Source organism: Marinobacter sp. F4206, from assembly GCF_019392195.1.
Lineage (GTDB): Bacteria > Pseudomonadota > Gammaproteobacteria > Pseudomonadales > Oleiphilaceae > Marinobacter.
Genome location: NZ_JAHXKI010000002.1, coordinates 2001679 through 2024303, shown reverse-complemented (window position 1 = coordinate 2024303; position 22625 = coordinate 2001679). Strand labels below are relative to the sequence as shown.

General features: G+C 63.7%; 22 protein-coding genes and 1 riboswitch. Of the genes, 10 read left to right on the top strand and 12 right to left on the bottom strand.

Translation table 11 applies throughout. The features are described from left to right. The first annotated feature begins 121 nt into the window (after positions 1 to 121). From KZO34_RS11590 to KZO34_RS11570, 5 genes are all read left to right on the top strand, one after another. Positions 122 to 805: a response regulator transcription factor gene (locus KZO34_RS11590; RefSeq protein ID WP_219476552.1), complete on the top strand. Its 684-nt coding sequence runs from the start codon at positions 122 to 124 to the stop codon at positions 803 to 805. Next, positions 802 to 2211, top strand: a complete 1410-nt coding sequence (locus tag KZO34_RS11585) for an ATP-binding protein (RefSeq protein WP_219476550.1) — start codon at positions 802 to 804, stop codon at positions 2209 to 2211. The genes KZO34_RS11590 and KZO34_RS11585 overlap by 4 nt, the downstream gene beginning before the upstream one ends. A gap of 96 nt (positions 2212 to 2307) precedes the next feature. Further along, entirely contained in the window at positions 2308 to 3075 is a 768-nt protein-coding gene (locus tag KZO34_RS11580) for a glycosyltransferase family 2 protein (protein WP_219476548.1), read from the top strand. Position 3076: 1 nt separating this feature from the next. After that, a complete protein-coding gene (locus KZO34_RS11575; protein ID WP_219476546.1) occupies positions 3077 to 3745 on the top strand; it encodes a TVP38/TMEM64 family protein in 669 nt (222 codons plus the stop codon). 9 nt (positions 3746 to 3754) lie between these two features. After that, the gene (locus tag KZO34_RS11570; protein ID WP_219476544.1) at positions 3755 to 5503 is read left to right on the top strand and encodes an ArnT family glycosyltransferase; all 1749 of its coding nucleotides are present in this window, start codon (positions 3755 to 3757) and stop codon (positions 5501 to 5503) included. Positions 5504 to 5528: 25 nt separating this feature from the next. Here the strand turns inward: KZO34_RS11570 and KZO34_RS11565 are convergent, their stop codons facing one another. Continuing rightward, a complete protein-coding gene (locus tag KZO34_RS11565) occupies positions 5529 to 6053 on the bottom strand; it encodes a lipid-binding SYLF domain-containing protein (protein ID WP_257900401.1) in 525 nt (174 codons plus the stop codon). A 278-nt stretch (positions 6054 to 6331) separates the two neighbouring features. Here KZO34_RS11565 and cobS point away from each other — a divergent pair, with 278 nt between their 5' ends. Further along, positions 6332 to 7096, top strand: coding sequence for an adenosylcobinamide-GDP ribazoletransferase (gene cobS / locus KZO34_RS11560; RefSeq protein ID WP_308318809.1), 765 nt, complete (start codon positions 6332 to 6334; stop codon positions 7094 to 7096). 13 nt (positions 7097 to 7109) lie between these two features. On the opposite strand, the gene KZO34_RS11555 is transcribed toward cobS, so the two are convergent. The 10 genes from KZO34_RS11555 to cbiB form a co-directional block, all read right to left on the bottom strand. Continuing rightward, on the bottom strand, positions 7110 to 7778 hold the full coding sequence (locus KZO34_RS11555; protein WP_219476539.1) for a DNA-3-methyladenine glycosylase I: 669 nt from the start codon (positions 7776 to 7778) through the stop codon (positions 7110 to 7112). A gap of 13 nt (positions 7779 to 7791) precedes the next feature. Further along, entirely contained in the window at positions 7792 to 8490 is a 699-nt protein-coding gene (gene bluB / locus KZO34_RS11550; RefSeq protein WP_219476538.1) for a 5,6-dimethylbenzimidazole synthase, read from the bottom strand. After that, a complete protein-coding gene (locus tag KZO34_RS11545) occupies positions 8487 to 9962 on the bottom strand; it encodes a cobyric acid synthase (RefSeq protein ID WP_219476536.1) in 1476 nt (491 codons plus the stop codon). The genes bluB and KZO34_RS11545 overlap by 4 nt, the downstream gene beginning before the upstream one ends. A gap of 3 nt (positions 9963 to 9965) precedes the next feature. Beyond that, on the bottom strand, positions 9966 to 10577 hold the full coding sequence (gene cobO / locus KZO34_RS11540) for a cob(I)yrinic acid a,c-diamide adenosyltransferase (RefSeq protein WP_219476534.1): 612 nt from the start codon (positions 10575 to 10577) through the stop codon (positions 9966 to 9968). 38 nt (positions 10578 to 10615) lie between these two features. Next, a complete protein-coding gene (locus tag KZO34_RS11535; RefSeq protein ID WP_219476532.1) occupies positions 10616 to 11395 on the bottom strand; it encodes an ABC transporter ATP-binding protein in 780 nt (259 codons plus the stop codon). Continuing rightward, entirely contained in the window at positions 11395 to 12366 is a 972-nt protein-coding gene (locus tag KZO34_RS11530) for a FecCD family ABC transporter permease (protein ID WP_219476530.1), read from the bottom strand. Before KZO34_RS11530 ends, KZO34_RS11535 begins: the two co-directional genes overlap by 1 nt. Positions 12367 to 12384: 18 nt before the next feature. Further along, positions 12385 to 13224, bottom strand: coding sequence for a cobalamin-binding protein (locus KZO34_RS11525; protein ID WP_374706530.1), 840 nt, complete (start codon positions 13222 to 13224; stop codon positions 12385 to 12387). 108 nt (positions 13225 to 13332) lie between these two features. Further along, the gene (locus tag KZO34_RS11520) at positions 13333 to 15195 is read right to left on the bottom strand and encodes a TonB-dependent receptor domain-containing protein (protein ID WP_308318808.1); all 1863 of its coding nucleotides are present in this window, start codon (positions 15193 to 15195) and stop codon (positions 13333 to 13335) included. Positions 15196 to 15328: 133 nt separating this feature from the next. Continuing rightward, positions 15329 to 15546: riboswitch (cobalamin riboswitch) on the bottom strand. 15 nt (positions 15547 to 15561) lie between these two features. Continuing rightward, on the bottom strand, positions 15562 to 16590 hold the full coding sequence (gene cobD, locus KZO34_RS11515) for a threonine-phosphate decarboxylase CobD (RefSeq protein WP_219476526.1): 1029 nt from the start codon (positions 16588 to 16590) through the stop codon (positions 15562 to 15564). Continuing rightward, on the bottom strand, positions 16587 to 17522 hold the full coding sequence (cbiB, locus tag KZO34_RS11510) for an adenosylcobinamide-phosphate synthase CbiB (protein WP_219476525.1): 936 nt from the start codon (positions 17520 to 17522) through the stop codon (positions 16587 to 16589). The genes cobD and cbiB overlap by 4 nt, the downstream gene beginning before the upstream one ends. Before the next feature lie 126 nt (positions 17523 to 17648). On the opposite strand from cbiB, the gene cobT reads away from it, so the two are divergent. Both cobT and KZO34_RS11500 read left to right on the top strand, forming a co-directional pair. After that, complete coding sequence (cobT, locus tag KZO34_RS11505) at positions 17649 to 18704, top strand: nicotinate-nucleotide--dimethylbenzimidazole phosphoribosyltransferase (protein WP_219476523.1); 1056 nt, start codon at positions 17649 to 17651, stop codon at positions 18702 to 18704. Between the two features lie 3 nt (positions 18705 to 18707). Beyond that, positions 18708 to 19334, top strand: coding sequence for a histidine phosphatase family protein (locus KZO34_RS11500; RefSeq protein WP_219476521.1), 627 nt, complete (start codon positions 18708 to 18710; stop codon positions 19332 to 19334). On the opposite strand, the gene cobU is transcribed toward KZO34_RS11500, so the two are convergent. Next, positions 19331 to 19876 (bottom strand): bifunctional adenosylcobinamide kinase/adenosylcobinamide-phosphate guanylyltransferase, encoded by a 546-nt coding sequence (cobU, locus tag KZO34_RS11495; RefSeq protein WP_219476519.1) that lies wholly within the window; start codon positions 19874 to 19876, stop codon positions 19331 to 19333. The two genes, KZO34_RS11500 and cobU, sit on opposite strands and share 4 nt — an antisense overlap. Before the next feature lie 154 nt (positions 19877 to 20030). Here cobU and KZO34_RS11490 point away from each other — a divergent pair, with 154 nt between their 5' ends. Both KZO34_RS11490 and KZO34_RS11485 read left to right on the top strand, forming a co-directional pair. Then, positions 20031 to 21908: a putative nucleotidyltransferase substrate binding domain-containing protein gene (locus KZO34_RS11490; protein ID WP_219476517.1), complete on the top strand. Its 1878-nt coding sequence runs from the start codon at positions 20031 to 20033 to the stop codon at positions 21906 to 21908. After that, positions 21898 to 22623, top strand: a complete 726-nt coding sequence (locus tag KZO34_RS11485; RefSeq protein ID WP_219476515.1) for a 3'-5' exonuclease — start codon at positions 21898 to 21900, stop codon at positions 22621 to 22623. Before KZO34_RS11490 ends, KZO34_RS11485 begins: the two co-directional genes overlap by 11 nt. Positions 22624 to 22625 lie beyond the last annotated feature (2 nt).

Genomic DNA, 22625 nt, shown 5'->3' with positions numbered 1-22625 from the left:
AACTGGCTATCAGGTTAGGGCGGGAGCCTTAATCCAGGCTTAACTGCCATAACGAGTTTTCTTAAGCCGGCCTTAAGGTTTTTGTGCCAAACTTGTGTCGTTTTCCAGGTCAGGACCAACCATGCGAATACTGCTTGTAGAAGACGATCACCTGCTCGCCAACACCATGCTCGACATGCTCAGAGACGATCAGAACACGGTGGACTGGCTCGACGACGGCCAGCAGGCGCTGAACGCCCTTTCCGATGAGCATTTCGACCTGGTGATTCTGGACCTGACCCTGCCCCGGGTGGATGGCCTCGACATCGTCAAGCGTGTGCGCCAGCAGGGCGTGCAGACCCCTGTGATCATACTGACCGCCCGCGCCGAACTCGGGGAAAAGCTCCAGGGCCTCGACTCGGGTGCCGACGACTACCTCACCAAGCCTTTTGCCATGGCCGAACTCAAGGCCCGAATCCGGGCGGTGAGCCGACGTGGCGCGGCGACCGCCCACAACGGTCTGGTGATCGGGCGGCTGATGCTGAACCCGGACTCCGCCCAGCTAACGGTCGACGGGGAGAGCTTCAGCCTGCCCCGCAGTGAGTTCCAGATTCTGCATTACCTGATGCGCCACCCGGACCAGGTCGCGACCCGCCGGCGACTTGAGGACCAGCTCTACGGGTGGGAGCAGGGCGTTGAGAGCAACGCTCTGGAAGTTCACATGCACCACCTCCGGCGCCGGGTCGGCAAGGCCACCATCCGAACGGTCAGGGGTGTCGGATATCTGCTGGACAGCCAGGCCGCCGCCCACGGAGACAGCGAATGAGCCTGACCCGCACGCTGACCGTCATGGTTGCCACCACAGTCCTCCTGATCACCCTGATTACGGCAAGCTGGGGCTTCTATGTCAGTAATCACCAGCTGGAAGAACTGTTTGATGCCGAACTCGCCCAGAGCACACGCATCGTTCAAGGGCTGGTCCAGCATCTGTCCGACACCCAGTCGCAGGAACAGCTGGCCACCATCCTGTCCAAGACCCTCAAGTTACCGGAGAGCGCGCTGTCGGAGTCCGAGGAAGACGAGATCCTGCCGGACGGTTCCGGCCACAAGTATGAGAAGAAAATCGCCTTTGAGGTCTGGTCGCCGGAGCGGGATCCCCTGCTCGATACCCTGAAGGCCGACGATAAGCTGGGACTTCAGCCCGGCTTTGCCTGGACTGAGGTCAGCGGCTTTCTCTGGCGCACGTTCACGCTTCGGGATCCCGCCACCGGGTTCTGGATTCGCACCGCCCAGCGCGAGGACGTGCGCGAGGAACTGAGCGGAGAACTGGCGCTGGGCAACGTTCTGCCCCTGTTGCTGGCGTTGCCGCTGCTGGTGGTCGCAGTGATTGTTGCCGTTCAGGTCGGCTTCCGCCCCCTTCGGCGCCTGGAAAAACCGGTGCGTTACATGGCGCCCGAACGCATTCATCCGTTGGATGAACAGCAGGCCCCGAAAGAGGTGGCGGGGTTGGTCAATGCGGTCAACGGTCTGCTCCGACGGTTGAACCAGGCCCTGGAGCGGGAGCGCCGGTTCTCCGCCGATGCCGCCCACGAGCTGCGCACGCCGCTGACCGCCCTGCGGCTGAACCTGGAAAAAGCCTGCGAGACTGACCCCGGCCGGTTCGAGGGCCTGACCCAGTCGGTCGATCGGATGGTGTACCTGGTCGAACAGATGCTACTGCTGAACCGGGTGGATGCGGGAACCGATTTTGCCCCGCAATACCACAACCTGTCTGCCATCGTGGAACAGAGCATTGCCGATGTTGCGCCCCTGGCGCTGAAAAAAGGCATCGAACCGGTGCTTGAAGACGAGGATGGCCAGGCCATGGTGTATTGCAACACTGCCCTGATCAACACCCTGATGCGGTCACTGCTGGCCAATGCCATTCAGTACAGCCCCGAACACACAACCGTGTTGACTCGCCTGGTGTCGTCCGGGGACGGCTACCACGTTGCCGTCTGCGATCAGGGCCCGGGCATTGCACCGGACGAACGGGAGCGCGCACTGAGCCGTTTTGTCCGGCTCGACCAGCGCCTGGGCGGCGGCGCCGGTCTCGGTCTGGCCATTGCCCGGCGTATTGCCGAGCTTCATGGCGGCCAGCTTACCCTTGATGACCGTCCCGACGGCCAGACCGGTCTGTGCGTGCACATTTGGTTGCCGGCCCGGCCAGCCACACGCAGCCGGGCCGTTTAAGCTTGGTTTAAGGTTCCTTCCCGATAATCCCGATCAGGTTACGGGTAACTCCAGCCCGCAACAGTCGATTCGGCCACAATTGGGGGAGGGGAAACCATGGGCCCGGAAAAATCATTGTCACTGGTGATTCCAGCCAGGGATGAACAGGAGAACATTGCCAGCCTGCTCACCGAGATCTTCGCGGTGATGCGGGACTACCCGAATTTTGAAGTGGTGCTGGTGGATGATGGCAGTAAGGATCAGACTCTGGCGACCGCCATTCGGGCCGCCCGGCTGATGAATGGACGGCTGGTAGCCGTTCGCCACCAGCACAGCGTCGGCCAGAGTATGGCGCTAGCCACGGGAATCCGGCAAGCCCAGGGCAAGCTAATCGCCACCATGGATGGAGACGGGCAGAACGATCCGTCGGATATCCCCGCGCTCTTGCAGCGGACCACCGCAATCAAGAATCCCGACTTCTGCGTTGCCGGCTACCGGAAGAACCGCAAGGACACGGCCTGGAAGCGATTCCAGTCACGCCTGGCCAACCGGGTCCGGGACGCCTTTCTGCACGACGGGGTGCCCGATACCGGCTGCGGGCTCAAACTGTTTCCCCGGGCGACCTTCCTGAAAATGCCCTGGTTCAACCACGGTCACCGGTTTATTCCGGCGCTGGTCAAGGGCCTGGGCGGCGAAGTAGCGGTGGTGGAAGTGAACCACCGTCCGCGCGGCGGCGGCACTTCCAAATATACCGCCTGGAACCGGGCCTGGGCCGGCATCCTCGATCTGTTTGGTGTGATGTGGCTGCTGCACCGGACCCGCACCCCAGTGATTGCCGACATCATTGAGTCCGAAAGCCGGGCGCCGATTGCGGAGGCATCCTGACATGCAGAACGGGGTGCGCTGGCTGTGTTTGGGGATGTTGGCGGTCGTCGGCTTTGTCTGCATCCAGCAGGGCTGGCTGGGTTTGCTGACAGACAAGAGCCTGGTCGCCAGCTATATCCACAGTCATGGCGTGCCGGGCCTTGCGGTTGTGACTCTTGCCGGTGCCGTGTTTACCGGAGTCGGCGCTCCCCGGCAGATACTGGCGTTTGTGCTGGGGTATGCCCTGGACGGGATCAATGGCACCCTGCTCTCAACCCTTGCGACAGCGCTGGGCGCCGGCGGCTGTTTCCTGATCGCACGGTGGCTGCTGCGGTCGTCACTGGCCCGGCGCTTCGGTCAGCGCATGCGCCAGTTCGATAACCTGTTCCGCCAGCAAACCCTGTTGAAGGTCCTGATGATTCGTCTGCTGCCCGTAGGCAGCAATCTGGCGACCAACCTGGTCGCCGGTTGTTCGGACATCCGGTTTGCTCCGTTCGTGGTGGGCAGCATCCTCGGGTACCTTCCACAAATGCTGGTGTTCGCACTGGCGGGCGCCGGGATTGGTCACGCCAACCAGTACGAGTTCCTGCTGAGCGTGATCCTGTTTGTTGTGGCGTCGCTGATCGGCGCATTCCTCTATCACAGCCGCAAGACCAGAGCCCTTACCGACCCAGTGTCCAGCCAGTCCTGAGGGCCACACATGACCGCATCACCCTATTTTCGAGAACTGCCGGATTACCTGTTCCATCTGCCCCGCAACCGGTTATTGTTTCTACTGCTGACCTTTGCCGCGGTCATTATTGCTACGGGTATCGGCCTCCGTTCGCCCTGGCCCGCCGACGAGCCGCGCTTTGCCGAGGTGGCAAGGGAAATGGTGGCGTCCGGCCAATGGCTGATCCCCATGCGCGGTGGCGAGTTCTATCCGGACAAGCCCCCCGTTTTCATGTGGAGCATCGCCTTTTTCTACTGGCTGACCGGCAACCTGAAGATTGCCTTCCTGTTACCCAACGCCCTGTGTAGCCTGCTGACCGTTGGCCTCGTCTTCGATCTGGGCGCCCGCCTCTGGAATGCGCGCACCGGTGCCGTCGCCGCCCTGCTGCTGATGCTGGCCCCGCAATTCCTGGCCCAGGCCCAGAAGGCCCAGATCGACGCGATGGTGGCCGCCTGGATCACCGTCGGCTGCTACGGCCTGATCCGCCACTTTTTCACCGGCCCGGCCTGGGGCTGGTATTTTACCGCCTGGGCGTTCATGGGGCTGGGTATCATTACCAAGGGCGTGGGGTTCCTGCCGGCACTCATGCTGGTGCCGCTGCTGATACTCCATAGCCGGGATCGGACCCGCTTTCAGAGCACCATGACCTGGCGCTGCGCCCTGGGGCCCCTGGCCCTGCTTGCCGTCGTCGCGGCGTGGCTCTTGCCCATGGTGCTGTATGTGAACAGCGTGGGTACGGAAGAGGCCCTGGCCTATCGAAACAACATTCTGTTCAAGCAGACCGGCGAACGCTACGCCGATTCCTGGGGCCACCTTCAGCCGTGGTACTACTACCTGACCAGTGTCATTCCCGCCCTCTGGTTCCCACTGCCCTTGCTGTTTCTGGCGCTGTTCCGGCCGCTGAGCGATGCCCTCCGGCACCGTCCGGTGGTTCTGGTGCAGCTGGTCTGGGTCGCCCTGGTCATCCTGTTCTTCAGCATCAGTCCGGGCAAGCGAGGGGTCTATCTGCTGCCGGCACTGCCTATGTTTGCCCTCGCCCTGGCGCCGGTACTCAGCACGCACCGCCCGGCCCGGTGGTTTCCGCCGATACTGACCAGCTTGCATGCCCTGATTGCGGTGGCGCTGGTCACTCTGGGTGTGCTGGCCTGGAACGACCACCCGACACTGGTTGAGAAGGTCAGCGACTACAGCCGGGATCCGGCCCGATTGCATGAGGCCGGCAGCCTGGTGTTCACAATGGGGCTGGTGTGGCTGGCCAGCCTGATCGGTTTCTGGCGCTCCCGCCCCCTGGGCCGTCTTCTCCTGGCCATGATGGTGAGCTGGCTGCTGCTGTCCACCTGGGGCTACCGCATTCTCGAACCCCTGCGTACCCCGCGCAACATCCTTGCGGCGGCCGAACAGAAGATTCCGGCAGACGCCCAGCTCGGCATGATCGACTTTCGCGAGCAGTTTCTACTGTTTTCGAAACGGGATTTCGTCCACTTCAGCTTCTTCACCAACCTGAAAGACGACGAGCGCAACGCCTGGCGCTGGATGGGCGACGGGGAACATCGCTACGTGCTGGTGGAAGACAAGCTCAAGCTGGATTGTTTCTCCCTGGACGGCGCCCGCGATCTGGGCGTCGCCCATCGGGAACACTGGTTGCTGCTGAGCCCGGATCAACGACTCCCGGACTGCGATCCGCCCTCGAAGGTACGCCAGTTCACAACCCCCAGCCCGGGCGCCTGGCTCGACTGACGCCATGTCAGCGGGGGACGACGGTTTACCGCTGGATGCGGGAAATCTTCGTGCCCTCGATGCTGACGCCCGCCATCAGGCCCTGCTGGCTGAAAATAAAGGCGTAGGCGTCGTCCTTCAACGACGAGGTTGACAGGTTTTTGGCCACGCCTTCGTCCACCATCACCACCGTGGGCCCGACACCCACTTCCCAGCCGTCCGACGTTTCCAGGTAGCTGACGGCCTCGTCGGTCATCAGAAACATCGCGTAGGCATAGGACTGTGCGCCCGCCTGAAATCCGAAGGTTCCGGCCACCGAGTTGTAGTAATCCACGACCTCCGAATCCTTCATCAGGACGCCCTCCCCGTAACTGCCACCAAAGACCAGACCGGCTTTGACAATGTTCGGAAACACCAGAATGGCCTTGGCATCCTCGCCCAGCGATTCGGCGACGGCGTTGGAATCATAAAGCTTGTCCAGTGCCTGCTGCGCATCCCGGTGCAGATCCTCGGCGGTTGCTGCCAGGGCCTGATGCCCGACGACCATCAGAACCATGGTGGCCAGCGCCATTATGGTTCCCTTTAACGAACTTGGTTTACTGTTCATGATGCCCCCTTCCCGGTTCCTGGAGCCAGAACCGCGGCATGGAATGGTGTTTCGGGGTCGAGACAGGCGTCACTGCCTGGCCCCTTACAAGACTGACTGCGGATCGAATGGTGACTGCTGTTCAGATGGGACTGCCAACAACCGGAGCATCTTTACCATACGCCTGTTGGTGAAATTATAGACCAGCTCGGAAAGAACCATGCAATCCGACTACAATGGCTCCTCATTTCAGGAGGTGCCAGGTGACCGTTTCGACACAGCATTTGCAGCGGGAGTGGCAAGCGTTCTGGCTTGCCGTCGGGTTCCTTACCCGAATTCCCATGATGATCCACATTGATTATTCCCAGCGGCTGATGAACCAGAGCAGCCTGTATTTCCCCCTGGTCGGTCTGGTGCTGGGTTGCCTTTATGCCGCCACCTACGGTGCCCTCACGCTGGCATTCAGCCCTACCGTGTCGGTCATTCTGGTGGTCAGTCTGCATCTGTTCGTCACCGGTGCCTTCCACGAGGACGGTCTGGCCGACAGTGTTGATGCCCTGGGGGGCGGGTATAGCGTGGAGCGGCGCCTCGCCATCATGAAGGACAGCCGTATCGGCACCTACGGCACGGTGGCGCTGGTCATGTCCCTGGGACTGAAAGTGGCGCTGCTGCTGGACGCGTCCGAGATCTGGCTGGCCATTCTGGTGGCGCCGGCGATAGCGCGGCTGGCGCCGCTGCTGATCATGTGGCAGTTGCCCTACGTGACCGATCCGGACAAAAGCCGGAGCAAACCGGTGGCCGACGGTTTTTCCCCCCGACGCCTGGGACTTGCCGCCGCGTTTACACTGGGCATTGCCCTGATCGCCGCGACCTGGGTTCCGGCAGCCATCACCGGCGCCCTTGCCGCGGTTATTCTCGTGGCGCTGTGCTGGGGGAACTACATCCGCAATCAACTGGGCGGCTACACCGGCGACACCCTCGGCGCCAGCGTCGTGCTGTGCGAACTGGTGCTGCTGATGTTCCTGTAGATGCTACCGGTGCTCAGCTGTCGACGGTAAAGGAGAGTACCCGGGACAGATGACAGTAGGGCAGTCCGGTTTCCTCGTGCCAGTCGTTAAAGGCGGCCTGAGCCTGCATCAGCGCTTTCTTGCTGCCCGGCGAGGCGTCCAGCAGGTCGGCCCGGCGCAGGGCGGTCACCACGTCCGATGACAGGATGAAGCCGTCCCATCCTACCCGGCGCAGGAAATACTGAGCGCTGTTGCCCCCCAGCCGGGCACCATTGCGCTTGAGCCAGAGCAGCAAACCGGCCTGATCGTCTCTCGGCCACTGCTCGAGAAACTGCCCGAAACTGCCGTATTCGCGCGCCGCATCGACAATCATCCGGGCGTTCTCCGGTACCGTCCGGATCTTCTGCATGTTCCGAACAATGCGCTCGTCCCGGGCCAGATCCTCCAGCACATCGGGCGACACCTGTTGCCAGTACAGAGGCACAAAACCGTCGAACGCGGCCTCGAAATCCGGCCACTTGTTCTCGATAACGCGCCAGACAAAGCCGGCCTTGAACACACACCGTGTGAGTTCGGACAGGTATCGGTCGTCGGGTCTGGCCGCCAATTCACCAGCCTCCGGAACACGCGGCAGCAGCGCCCGCATGGCCGGCTCACCACCCTTCAGGTTCAGGGCCCGCTCATAGATTTCGGAAAAACGCATAAGGCCTCACGGATTACTGTTTCAGTTCTGCCAGGAGTGACTCGTCCTCCAATACCTGCCCCCAAAGATTGCCATGCACCAGGCCGTTCAAGGGTAACCGGGACCGCCAGCCTTTGGCCTGGAGCTCCGGCTGGTCCAGAAACTCACTCACGTAACCGAGGCAGAGGTAGGCGAGCGGATAGACATTCTCCGGCAGACCCAGGGTTTTTGCCAACTGGTGCTGGTCCAGGATACTCACCCAGCCAACCCCAATGCCCTCGGCCCTTGCCGCCAGCCACAGATTCTGCACCGCCAGGCAGGTGCTGAACAGGTCGGTTTCGACAATCGAGTTCCGCCCCAGCACATGGGCACCACCACGACTACGGTCGCAGGTAATACAGAGGTTCAGCGGACTCTCCAGAATGCCCTGCAGTTTCAGGCTGCGATAGGTCTGCTGGCGATCGCCCTGATAGTTGTGCGCCGCCTTGTCATTTTCCGCGTCAAAGATCGCCAGCACCCGGGCCCGGACCTCGACGCTATCGATGACCAGAAAGTCCCAGGGCTGCATGAAACCCACGGAAGGGGCATGGTGCGCGGCCCTGAGAAGACGGGCCAGGACGTCCGCTGGAACGGGGTCCGGCAGGAACTGGGAGCGAACATCCCGGCGTTCATGAATGGCGCGGTACAGGCCGCGACGCTCATCGTCGCTGAAGGGGCGATTCGGATCGGTCATAGGGGATTCCCGTTGGTCAGTCCCAGAAGCTGGAGCAGCCAGTCGGTATCCAGGCAGAGTTCGACCTGATCCGCCAGACGGTCCAGCTGCGCCAGGCGATGCTGCTGATAGTCCACGGCAGCCTGGTTGCCGCGCAGCCCCGCCCAGGCGAGTATTGCGTGGCAGGCTTCCGGTTCGTCAAAGACACCATGGACATAGGTGCCCATGATCTGGCCGTCGGCACTGACGGCGCCGTCGGCAGTTCCGCCAAGGTCCGCGAACGGTCGGTCCAGGGCCGGCCCCTCGGTCACGCCATTGTGCATTTCGTAGCCGCTGATACCGGCGTCCTTGCCCCCCGGCACCCGCATCCTGCCTCGGACATTGCGTAACTGCTTGCCCGCAACCATTCGGGTGCGCATCGCCAACAGCCCCAGCCCCGGGGTGTGCCCCGGATCGCTCTCGAGACCGTCGGGGTCGTCCACCCGTTCCCCGAGCATCTGAAAACCACCGCAAATGCCGAACACCCGGCCGCCATAGCGCAGGTGACGCCGGATCTCGGTGGCCCAACCCTGGGCGGTCAGCCAGTCCACGTCGTGACGGGTGTTCTTGCTGCCCGGCAACACGATGAGGTCCGCCGGGGGAATGGCTTCGTCCGGACCGATGAACCTCAGGTCCACCCCGGGGTGCAACCGCAGGGGATCGAAATCGTTGTGGTTACTGATTCTCGGCAGTACCGGCACCACCACCTTCAGGGCGTCGGCCTCGCTGGTGCCACTGGTCCCGACGCTGTCCTCCGCGTCCACGATCAGTCCATGCAGATAGGGCAACACGCCGACGACCGGCTTGCCGGTGCGTTCGGTCAGCCAGTCCAGCCCCGGCTCCAGCAGACTGATGTCGCCCCGAAACCGGTTGATGACAAACCCCGCCGTGCGGGCACGCTCGGTACCGGAGATCAGCTCGAGCGTGCCGACCAGCTGGGCGAACACGCCGCCACGATCGATGTCGCCGACCAGCAACACTGGGCAGTCCGCCGCTTCGGCAAAGCCCATGTTGGCAATGTCGTTGGCCCGCAGGTTGATTTCGGCGGGACTGCCGGCGCCCTCGGCAATGATCACGTCGTACCGGGTACTGAGGTTGCGCCAGGCATCCATCACTGCGGCTTTTGCCTCGGCCTTGTAGGCGTGGTAGTCGAGGGCATTCATGTTGCCGTGCACCTGGCCCCGAAGGATGACCTGGGCGCCACAATCGGTCTGCGGCTTCAGCAGGACCGGATTCATGTCGCTGTGCGGGGCCAGACCGCAAGCCAGTGCCTGCAGCGCCGTGGACCGCCCGATTTCGCCGCCATCCACGGTCACTGCGCTGTTCAGCGCCATGTTCTGGGGTTTGAAGGGGGCCACGGACACACCCTGCCGGGCCAGCCAGCGACACAGGGCCGCCACCACGGTGGTCTTTCCGGCGTCCGAGGTGGTTCCCTGAACCATCAGCGTCGCCATGGTTTAGAGCTCGACCCCTTTCTGGGCTTTGACGCCCTGGTCCTTGAACGCATGCTTGACCACACCCATTTCGGTGACGGTGTCGGCGAGATCCACCAGTTCCTGCGGGGCAGACCGGCCGGTCACCACCACATGCTGCATTTCCGGGCGGGCCTGCAGGTCATCCAGCACCCGGTCGAGGTCCAGGTAGTCGTATTTGAGCGCGATGTTCAGCTCGTCCAGCAGCACCAGGTCATAGCTGTCATCACCGAGCATCCGGGCGGCGACGTTCCAGGCACTGGCCGCGGCAGCCACATCCTGGTCACGGTTCTGGGTGTCCCAGGTGTAGCCCTGCCCCATGACGTGGTAGTCCACGTTCGGCAAATCCCGGAAGAAGGCTTCCTCGCCGGTGCTGAACGCGCCCTTGATGAACTGGACGATGCCTACCTTCATGCCATGGCCCAGCGCCCGCGCCACCATACCGAAACCGGAACTGCTCTTGCCCTTGCCAGGGCCGGTCAGGACCAGCAACACCCCCTGCTCCTTCTGGGCCCGGGCGATGCGTTCCTGCATGATTTTCTGTTTCGCCGCCATGCGGCGGGCATGACGTTCCGGGTCTTTGGCGCGTTCACGCATGATCGAGTCCTCCAGACGGGTTGGATGCAACGGGTTTCCTAGTCCATACCGGACCGGGCGGGCACAAATACCGGGGCACCATCGGCCTCCACGGTAATCAGTTTCTGGCCGTAGAGGCTCTCCAGGGCCTCGGGCACCAGCATGCGGTCGGCCGGGCCCCAGCAGGCGTCGCCACTGGGGTACAACAACAGGATATGGTCACACCAGCGGGCCGCCAGGTTCAGGTCGTGCAAACACATGAACACCGCGCGGCCGGCGCTGGCGAGCGATTTCAGCAACTGCATCACCGCCACCTGGTGGTGCAGGTCAAGATGGTTGGTGGGCTCGTCCAGCAGCCACAGGGACGGATTCTGGGTCAGCACTGTGGCAATGGCCACGCGCTGGCGCTCACCGCCGGACAGGGTATTGACCAGCCGGTCGGCGAGATGCCCGACATCCAGTTGCTCGAGGGCAGCCCGGGCGCTGGCCAGGTCCTCACCGCTCTCCATCTGCCAGGGCGACAGCCAGGGATGCCGACCGATCAGCGCCGTCTCCAGCACGGTGGCCGGAAAGCCGTCCTGACGCTCCTGGAAAACCAGCCCCAGCTGTTGCGACACCAGCCTGCGCCTCAGATCCGCCAGCGGCTGATCCCCCAGGTACACCTGGCCATGGCGTGGGGGACGCAGGCCAGCAAGGGTGTGGAGCAAGGTGGTCTTGCCGGCGCCGTTCGGCCCCAGCACGCCCCACATCTGCCCGGGAGCGACGGTCAACCCGAGCGGGCTGCCATCGGCCCGGTCCGGAATATCGATCACCAGCTCGCGGGTGTGCAGGGCTTTCATCAGCGGCTCCGGTAAAGCAGATACAGGAAAGTGGGCACCCCAAGCAGCGCGGTGATTACCCCCACCGGCAGCTGCTCGGGGGCAATCACCACCCGGGCCAGGGTATCCGCCAGCACCAGCAGCGTGCCGCCGGCCAGGGCACAGGCTGGCAGGATCAGGCGCTGGTCATTACCGAACACGAGGCGAAGCATGTGCGGCACCACGAGACCCACGAAGCCGATACTGCCGGCGGTGGTCACTGCCGTCGCCGTCAACAGGCTCGCGACTATGTATACCAACCACTCCAGCGGACGCACCGACACGCCAAGCACGGCCGCCTGAAGGGGGCCACGCGCCAGCACATTCAGACTCCGCCCCAGCGGCACCACCAGGAAGCAGGCGCCCAGCAACAGCAGCAATGCCGGGGCGGGAGAGCGCGCGTAAGACACATCCCCCATCAGCCAGTACAGCATGCCCGGCAGTCGCTGGGCCGGACTGACGGCGAGAATCAGCGTAATGATCGCACCCCAGCCGGCCGCTACCACCACCCCGGTCAGCAACAACCGGGACGGTGTCCAGCTTCCGGTGCCGTGGGCGAGGCCGAAGACCAGGAAGGTCGCGAACAGGGCGCCGGCAAAGGCGGAACCGGACACCAGCATGCCGCCCACTCCGGCCAGCATGGCCAGCAAGGCGCCGACGGCAGCCCCCCCGGACAATCCCAGCACATAGGGGTCCGCCAGCGGATTGCGCAGGAGCACCTGCATCAGGGCACCGGCCACGGCCAGCAGCCCGCCGGTGGCGAAGGCCGCCAGGGTCCGCGGCAGGCGAAGATCAAGAATCAGCGTTTGCTGCAGGTCGGTGCCCTGGCCGGCAAGCACGGCCAGAAGGTCTGACAGCCTGACGCCGACACTGCCGACGCTGACCGACAGACCGATGGCTGCCAGCCCGGCCAGGGCCAGCAACCACAGCGGACGCGAGACCGAGCGGGTCATGGCCGGGGCTCCCGAAGGCTACCGACGGGCACGGGCAGTCTCCAGTTTCTCACAGAACAGACGGCTGCCCTCCAGCATACGCGGTGTTGGCCGCTGAATCAGGGAGGGCGGCACGAAGAACAGGTTGCCCTGTGCGGTGGCGCGTAACTCGGGAAAACCGGCCCAGCGCGTCAGCCAGTGGCGGTTCTCCTCCCCCATTCCACCGGCCAGTATGGCTTCCGGGTTGGCCGCCAGCACCGCTTCGGTGCTGATCCGGGGCACCAGCCGGTCGAGGTCGCCAAAAACATTGCGACCGCCGCACAGGGTGATCACCTTGCCGATCAGGTGCTGGTCATTGACCGACATCAGTGGCTCATCCCAGACCTGATAAAACACCGGAACCGGCGATGCCTGTTGATAGCGGGTGCGCAGGTTGGCCATGCCCTTCCGGAAGGCGTCTGCTTCGGCAAACCCCGTGGACTCGGTGCCGGCCAGCACCGCCAGTCGCTCGATGGCCGACGAGACGCCTTCGAACGTTCGAGGCTCGATGGCGAAGACCGGCAGGCCGAGGTCGTCCAGTGCATCCAGCTGTTCGCCCGGATTGCCCGTCACCCAGCCAATCACCAGGTCCGGCCGCAGGCTGATCAGGGCCTCAAGGTCGAGCCGGGTATGACTGCCCACGGACGGCACCGTTTTCGCCATTTCCGGGTAATCGCTGTAGGCCACCACAGCCACCACCTGGTCACCGGCGCCTGCCGCCCACACCAGTTCCGTCGCCCCCGGAGACAGGGCGGCAATGCGCTGGGCCGGCTGGTGCAGACAGATCCGGCGACCGGTGTCGTCCACGGCGCAGACCTCGGCGCTGGTATGCGCGGGCATTAGCCACGCCAGCAGCGCCAGTGTCGTTACCCTGAACCACCTGATGGTCAGCATGTATGGTTTCACCTATCGAGTCTGGCCAGCGGCCATGTTGTCATCCGGTCCGGATCAAAGCTCATACCTTATCGACGCCATCGCGGTTCGGCCAGCCGACAGGTACTGGCGGCCATCGAAACGCTCGGCGGTCGCGTAGGTCCGGTCGAACACGTCGGTAACACTCAGCTTACCGGTCCAGTCCGGGGCGAAGCGCCAGATCGCGCGCAGGTCCAGTGTGCCATAGCCCGGCAGCCGCTTTGTGTTGGCCGCATCGTCGTAACGGTAGCCCTCGGCCACCAGGGTGCCGCCGAGGGTCCAGGTGTTGATATCACGATCGATGTCCAGTCGTGCGCCCTGCCCACTGCGACGGCGCAGCCGATTGTCGGTGCCGGCATCGCGGGCATCGGTCAGTGTCAGCGCCAGATGAGTTCGCCAGCCGCCCCGTTCGAAACCGGCCCCCAGCTCCAGGCCGCGGATCTCCGCCTCGTTCACGTTTTCCGGGCGTAGATTGCCCGCGCCATCACCGGAGAGAGCAATCAGGTTATCAATGTCCAGTTGATACGCCGCCACGTCCCAGAACCAGTCCGGATAGCGCCCGCTGAAGCCCAACTCTACGGCGCTGCTTTCCTCGGGTTTCAGGTCGGGATTACCGGCGTAGGAGCCGCCGAAGGAGTAGGTTTCCAGGGGGTAATAGAGATCATTGAACGTGGGCGCACGGAACGAGGTGCCGTAACTGACCCGAATCCGGTGCGAACGGTCGAACGCATGCCCGAGGGCGACCCCGCCGGTTTCCTCCCGCCCATAGGCTTCGTTGTCGTCGCCCCGCAAACTGACCTGGACGTCGGTCGGCCCGAAATTCAGGCGCAGCTGACCGAAGAGCGCGGCGTTGTTCCGGCTGGTTTCGTCGAAGCCGGTGCTCGATTTGACCTCATCCGAGGAGAGCTCGCTTCCGAGGACCAGCTCATGCACGTCGCGGGTGAAGGTATTTTCCCAGCGCGCGGTGCGGGTGCGGGTGTTGAATACCGAATCGGCGAAGGCATCGTTCGCGGTTTCCTGCTCGTCCCGTGCCTCGTTCAGGTCAATGCGGGTGCGCCAGTAGTCGCTCAGCGGCGTGTTCAGGGAAAAACCAACCGCCCGGAGCGTGAAATCGGTGTTTCCGCCCTCAAACTCGGTGTTGCCCCGGGATTCGAACACCGACACTCCGGCTTCGCCGCCATTGGGCAGCGTATGGCTCAGGCGGGCGACACCCGCACTGTTGCGGAAACCGCGATCCTCGCCACCTTCGATCAGTTCGGTACCGTCGGTGTTCTTGTGCACGCCGCTCACACTGAAACTGGTGACACCATCGCCCAGACTTACGCCCGCCGCCCCTTTGCGGGTATCAAAACTGCCACCACCGGCTTCAATCCAGCCGCGCGGGCCCGCTTCCGGCCTCAGGGTAAAGGCCTGGATCACACCGCCAACCGCATCCGCACCGTAAAGACTGCTGCGGGGGCCCCGCACAATTTCGACCCGCTCAATCAGCTCCTTGGGCACGAACTGCCAGGGCGCACCGCCACTGGTTGCCGACCGGATCCGGATGCCATCGAGCAGCAGCACCGTGGAATCATTGGAGGTACCGCGGGTATACACACTGGTGTTCTTGCCGAACGCCCCGTTGGAGACCACCGTCACACCCGGCTGGCCCCGGAGCAGGTCCGCAAACTCATTCGGAGCCTGGCTTTCGACGGTGTCTTCATCCAGCACGGTCACTGATGACAGGCTTTCACCCACGGTTCGCGGGCCGAGGGTGGCGGTAACAACAATCGGATCAAGCTCGGTGGCATCGCCGGAAACGGAGGACTGTTCGGCCATTGCAAGACCGGAAACCAGGGGCAGGGAACTCAGGATAACGCCAGCCCCGACATTGGGCAGACTGTCTTTCAGGAACATCATAACCATACTCACTCACACGCCGCACGCACCCGTGCGGGGGATTCTTGTCGTGTTGCGCGGGGCAGGTCTGGCGGGTGGGTAAGGGTTGTCGCGGGCCCGGGAGGCAGTCACCCACCGCCGTCGCCCTCCGCAACGTCTGGTGTGTAAACAGGCCGGTCTCCGGACTTATGAGCGGTGCGGCCAAGCGCACTGCGGTGATCGCCTTCCCATGCCTGGGCACAGTGGCGCACTCGATCACCGTTAACTCACATACCGTTGCGGGGGCAGCGCCGGACTCTCACCGGCTTCCCGTTTCACCCCTGCGGTGTCGGCAAAACATCGCATCGGGGCACCTGAAAACGAGCGGCAAGGCTAGCAATCGGTCACTCACTGGTCAATGACAAATGACATGCTCTCCAGACCCCGGGCAAGTCTTTGCCAGTCCGATTCGGGCCCCGGGAGACCAAGCCGAAGCGCCGCCGGTCGGTTGAAATGCCGCACCAGGATGCCTTGCCGGGCCAGCGCCGCGTGCAGGTAGCCGGCTCCGGGATGCGGGAGGTATCGGAACAGGAGCGTACCCTGGGTGCCGGGCAGGCCCCGATCAGCCAGAAGTTCGCCCAGGCGCTGCGATGCCCCACGAAGGTAGCTTTCGGCGCTGTCTTGCCAACGGGTGTCCTGCAGCGCCCGTGCCATCAGGAAGCGGGCCGGCCCGCTGAGCGCCCATGGGCCAGTCGCAGCCCTGAGCCCCTCGCCAATGGCGGCGTCGGTCAGGACTGCACCGGCACGCACCCCCGCCAGGCCGAAAAACTTGCCAAGGGACTTGAGCACCACCAGCCCGGGCTGGCCTGACACGGCGGCAAGACTGGCACTGTCCCCCGCGGTCAGGAACGCCTCGTCGACAACCAGCCAGCCCCCCCGCGCCTGCAGACGCGCCATCCAGCCCAGGAGCCGGGCGCGTTCAAGGCGTCGTCCGGTCGGATTATTGGGGTTGATCCAGACCACTACATCGAGCGCATCAAGCCAGTCATCACCGGCCGCCAGATCGGCATCGGTTACCGGCACCACCTCGTGGCCCACAGAGGCCCAGCAGTGGGCGTGTTCAGCGTAACCGGGCTCAGGCACACCGACCCGGCAGCCGCGACGCAGGCGGGGTAAGGTCTGTATCGCGGCCTGACTGCCGGGTACCGGGACACAGACCGATGTTGCGGGCGCGCCGCACCAGTCCCGAACCACAGCCTCCAGAGCGTCGTGCTCCTCCGGCAGACGCTGCCAGACCGACGGGGGAATGTCCGGCACCGGCCAGCCCAGCGGATTGATGCCGGTGGACAGGTCCAGCCACTGATCGACCGGTCGGTTCCAGCGCCGGGCAGCCTCGGTGAGCCGGCCGCCATGGGCTAATCGAGACGGGCCGGTCACCACAGCACCTCCCGGGCGCCAACCAGCACGACCAGGGCAGCAAGCCAGAGCCCGACACCAAGATGAACCAATCGGATGGCATCACGAATGGATCCGGCCTCTGGCTCGGCGCCGCTGCCCAGCCAGGGGCGATCCTTGATTCCGGTGGCATAGGGCGCGGGGCCACCCAGCCGGACACCCAGAGCACCCGCACCGGCAGCCATGACCGGTCCGGCGTTCGGGCTGTCCCAGAGCGGCGCCTGGGTACGCCAGCAGCGCCAGGCGCGGCGGGTGTTGCCAAGGCAGGCGTAGGTCAGTGCCGTCAACCGGGCGGGCACCCAGTTCATGGCATCGTCCAGTCGGGCGGCGCAGCGGCCGAACCGGTAAAATCGGGGGGTCCGATAGCCCCACATGGCGTCAAGGGTATTGATCATCCGGTGCAGCACAACCCCGGGTACCCCGGCCAGGAGAAACCAGAACAGACTGGCAAACACCGCATCCGCCCCATTCTCGAGCATCGATTCGGTGGCGGCAGCCGCCACCCCGCGCTCATCCAGCGCGGCCGCATCCCGGCTGACAATCCGGGCCACCTGTGTGCGAGCCTCGTCCAGCCGGTGTCCGGCCAGCGGGCGGGCGACGGCCAGACCGTGCTCGGCGAGACCGCGCAACGACAACGCCAACCAGAGCGTGAGAACTTCCAGGACCAGCAACAGCGCTGGCGACAGCATCCCGACCAGCAACCAGAGCGCCAGGGTAACGGGAACCACGAGAGCCAGCACCGCCAGGACACCCCGGCCAATGCCCGCCGGCCGGGAGCGGTTGACCTGATGCTCAACCCATCCAGCGAGCTGCCCAAAGCCGACCACCGGGTGCCAGCGCCGGGGCTCACCCAGCCACCGATCCAGCACCAGCGCTGCAGCACACACCGCCACCGATTCCAAAAAACCGTCCAAAGATAGGGCTCCATAGCTATCAGGTTCCGTCAGGAACGACAGTCTACTCGACCCAAAGCCAACCTTGACACCGTTTCAGACTCGGTGGAGTATCGGGCGCCTGTCTCACCCGACTGGAATCATGCCATGACCCTGCCCGACTGCTGGACCCGGCCCCTGCCCCGAACCGACGAACATTGCCGCGAACAGGCCCGCCAGAGACAGTCTGTGCTGACCAAGCCGCCCGGTTCCCTCGGCACGCTGGAGCAGATCGCAATTACCTTGAGCGGCCAGCAGGCAACCGCAACGCCGGCCGTCGACCGGGTTCACATCGCCGTCTTTGCCGGTGACCACGGTGTCTGTGCGGAGGGCATTTCTGCCTTCCCGCAAGCGGTGACGGCCCAGATGATTGCCAACTTTGCCCATGGCGGCGCCGCGATCAGCGTTATGGCACGGCACCTTGGCGCGTCACTGGAGGTGGTCAACCTGGGAACCGTGGGTGAGGTGCCAGGCGGACTCAACGGTGTGATGGACGCGACCATCAGGCCGCAAACAGGGAACCTGGCCCTGGAACCGGCCATGACCGAAAGCGAGGTCGGCGCGGCCCTGACGGCAGGGGACCACGCCGCCCAACGGGCGGCCGAGGCCGGAGCCCAACTGTTCATCGCCGGGGATATGGGCATTGGCAACACCACCGCAGCCACGGCGCTGGCCTGCTGCCTGTTGGGTCAGAATCCGGATGCGCTATCCGGGCCCGGTACCGGCCTCGATGCCCGGGGCGTCTGTCACAAGGCGGAGGTCATCAAACGGGCGCTGGGTCGGCACGGCGAGGACCAGTCGCCCATGGGCGCTCTCACGTCGCTGGGGGGATTGGAAATTGCGGCCATCGTCGGCGCGATCCTGGGGGCCGCGGGCCGCCGGATTCCGGTGTTGATTGACGGCTACATTGTCTCTGTCGCGGCGTTGGTGGCGGTCCGCCAGCAACCGGAACTCGGCCAGTGGCTGTATTTCGGACACCAGTCCGCCGAGCCCGGCCATCGTCGGGTCCTCGATGCCCTGGCGGCCTCGCCCCTGCTATCGCTCGGGATGCGCCTGGGGGAAGGCAGTGGCGCGGCGGTGGCAGTCCCCCTGCTGCGTTCCGCCTGCACCCTCCACAACGGCATGGCCAGCTTTGCCGATGCCGGCGTCAGTGACAGGAGCTAGATCATGACCCGGGACAGTCAGCAGCCAACCGCCGACACCTCGTTCCTCGACCTGATCCGCCACGGGGAACCCGAGGGCGGCCCCATGTTTCGTGGCAGCCAGGACGACCCCCTGAGTGAGACCGGCTGGAAACAGATGCGCGCTGCCATCTCCGACAGCGACTGCTGGGACGCGGTACTGACCTCCCCCCTGCAACGCTGCCGCCAGTTCGCCGAGGAAGTTGCCGATACCCGAAACCTGCCACTCTTCGTGGAGCCGGATCTGCGGGAAGTGAGCTTTGGCGCCTGGGAAGGCCGGACGTCTCAGCAGATCCTGACCGACTTCGGTGATCAGCTGAACGCGTTCTGGAACGATCCCACCTCCACCACTCCGCCCGAGGGCGAGCCCATCGAGGCGTTTTATCACCGGGTAACCCGCGCCGGGGAGCTCTGGCAGCGCCGGCTGGCCGGCCAGCGGGTTCTCGTGGTGTGCCACGGGGGCGTGATCCGGATGCTGCTCGCAGATGTCCTGCACATTCCGCTGTCGCGCTCATTTGCGGGTTTTGCCGTCCCCTACGCCTGCCGAAGCCTGATCCGGTTCGACCGGAGCGAGCACGGACTGTTGCGGAGCCTGCTTCGCCACGGCGGCTAGAATCCGGACCCTTTCAGGATCTGGGGCAAACCGGCCACCGACAGCACCACACGGTGACAGCGGGCGGCCAACGCCTGGTTCAGCCAACCCAGCTCGTCGGCAAAGCGGCGGGTCAACGGGTCCATGCCAATCGTACCCAACCCCACTTCGTTGCTGACGATCGCCACCGGGCCGGGGTAGCCGGGCAGACTCTCGAGAAACCGGTTGCGTTCGGACTCGAACACCCCATCACGGGCAAACAGCAGGTTGCTGACCCACAGGCTCATACAATCAATCAGGAGCCCGGGTGGATGGTCTGATCGCGCCTGGGTTTCCAGCACCCAGGCCAGGTGCAGGGGTTCCTCCACCAGCCCCCAATGGTCGGGACGGCAGTCTCGGTGGTGGGCAATCCGGGCGGCCATCTCGTCGTCGCCGGCAGTCGCTGTCGCAACGTAGGTGACCCTGTCCCAGGCCACTGCCACGGACTCCGCCAAGGCGGTCTTGCCGGACCGGATTCCGCCCAACACCAGAGTGTGAGCCCTCGCCTGCGTTCCTGTATTCATACTGCGGGTTCCTTCAAAGCGTCCGTGGTGGTTCGCGAAATCATGTCACGGAGCGCGGTTTCAAAACCAGACGTTTTGCCGGATGGTTACTGTTTGCGCCCCCTGTTATATTCGATAATCAAACCATTGCCTTAGCCAATTATCAGGGAGCGTTATGCAGGCCGAGCTCATCGACATCCGCAACCACCTCGCCAACTACCCGCCGTTTGACGAGATACCCGAGGAACTTCTGGACCGGGTGGTGGCCAACATTGAAGTCGAGTACTTCCGCGCCGGCAGCACCATTCTCGAGTTCGGTAAATCCAACCACTGGCTGTACTACATTCGCAGTGGCGCGGTGGAGATTTTCCGGCGTTCCGGCGAACTCTACAATCGCATCAGCGAGGGCGACATCTTCGGCCAGTTTGGTTTGTTGATGAACCAGAAAGTCCGCTTTCCCGCCAAGGCCCTCGAAGACACCTTGGTCTATCGTATTCCGGAAGAAACCTTCCAGTATCTGTTCGAAACTGATGACAACTTCGCCGATTTCGTGGAAGTCGAAGACAAATCGCGCCTTCGCTCGGCCCTGTCCCGGCGGGAAAAATCCAACGAACTGATGACCTCCCGGGTCACCCGGCTAATCTCGCGGGAGCCGGTATCGGCGCCCTGCACCGTGCGCCTGCAGGAAGCAGCGCGGATCATGACCGATCACGGCGTGTCGGCGCTGCTGCTGATGGATGACCACGGCGACCACCCCGGGCTCAAGGGCATCATCACCGACCGCGATCTGCGCACCCGTGCCGTCACTGAAGCCCTGCCTTCGGAAACGCCCGTCTGCGACATCATGTCCGAAGACCTGATCACCATCCGCGCCAGTGCCTTCATCTTTGAAGCCATGCTCACCATGCTGCACAACAACGTGCACCATCTGCCGGTGATGGAGCGAAAAGAAGTCCGCGGGGTGATTGCCCTGGCGGACATCGTCAAGTACGAGAGCCAGAGCAGCCTGTATCTGGTGAGCAACATCTACCACCAGCAGGACGTGGCCGGCCTGAAGAAAATCAGCCGGGATGTTCGCGACAGCTTCGTTCGTATGGTCAACGAGGACGCCAACTCACACATGATCGGCAGTGCCATGGCAGGAATCGGGCGCAGTTTCACCCAGCGTCTGCTGGAGCTCGGAGAAGAAAAGCTCGGACCACCGCCGGTGCCCTATTGTTTCATGGCCCTCGGCTCCATGGCCCGGGATGAGCAACTGGTGGTGACCGACCAGGATAACGCCATGATCCTGGACGACAGCTTCGTGCCGCAAGAGCACGATGCCTATTTTCTCGCCCTCGCCAAGTTCGTCAGCGATGGCCTGGCCGAGTGTGGCTACACCTACTGCACCGGCGACATCATGGCCACCAACCAGAAGTGGCGGCAGCCACTGAGTGTCTGGAAAACCTATTTCATCGACTGGATCGAAAACCCCAAGGCCGAGGCCCTGCTGAACAGCAACATCTTCTTCGACCTGGACGGCATCCATGGCAAGACCGAATTTGCCGAAGAGCTGAAAACGCTGGTGGCCGAGAGGGCCAGCAACAGTCAGCGCTTCCTGACCCTGCTGGCCCGCAATGCGCTGAACCGAACGCCACCGATCGGCTTCTTCCGGAGCTTCGTTCTGGAGGAAGATGGTCAGCAGCGCAAGACCTTTAACCTGAAACGCCGGGGCACGGCGCCGCTGTCCGACCTCATTCGCGTGCACGCCCTGGCTTGCGGTTCCCGGGCCCAGAACTCGTTCGAACGCCTGAAGGCCATTGGCAAGACCAAACTCATTCTGGACGACGATCTGGGCAACCTGCGCGATGCCCTCGAATTCATTGCTATTGTGCGGATCCGCCATCAGGCCCTGGCCATCGAAGACGGTCGCGAGCCGGACAACAACGTGCGACCGGAGGACCTGTCGCCGTTCGAGCGCAGTCATCTGAAAGACGCCTTCCAGGTGGTCAGCAACGCCCAGAAGTTCCTGAGATTCCGTTACAACGCAGGGGTAGGCCGCAATGTCCAGTGAGTCCGCGAGCGACACCACAGGCAACCCGAGCTGGCCGGAACGCTACCAGACCCTGGCGCGGGAAGCGCGCAGTCCTCTGCTCAAAGCGTTTTACCAGGCCGGCTGCGTTGCACCGGACACGCCGATGTCCGACGTGCCGATGGTGGCCCTGGATTTCGAAACCACGGGGCTGGATGCCAATCAGCACTCCATCGTCAGTGTGGGTATGATTCCCTTCTCCCTGAACGGGATTCGGCTGGGTGCCGCGCGGCACTGGGTGGTTCGCCCGAAGCTGCCTTTGCACCAGACCTCGATCGAGATCCACGGCATTACCCACACCGACATTGCCGAAGCACCGGACCTTGAAGAAATACTGGATCAGATCTTTGGCCTGCTTAACGGCCGGGTTCCGGTGGTGCACTATCGCAACATTGAGCGGGAGTTTATGGACGTTGCCTTGAAGTGGCGATTGGGCGAGGGCATCCGGTTCCCGGTTCTGGACACCATGGCCATCGAGGCGCATCTCTATCCGGACCGGCACCCATCCCGGTGGCAACGGTGGCTGGGCAAGCGTCCTGTCTCGATCCGGCTCAGTGACAGCCGCTCCCGGTATGGGTTGCCGCATTATGCGGCCCACAATGCCCTGATCGACGCCATCGCGACGGCGGAACTGCTGCAGGCACAAATCTACCACCATTTCAGTCCGCAAACGCCGATCAGGGAACTCTGGCTTTAGCA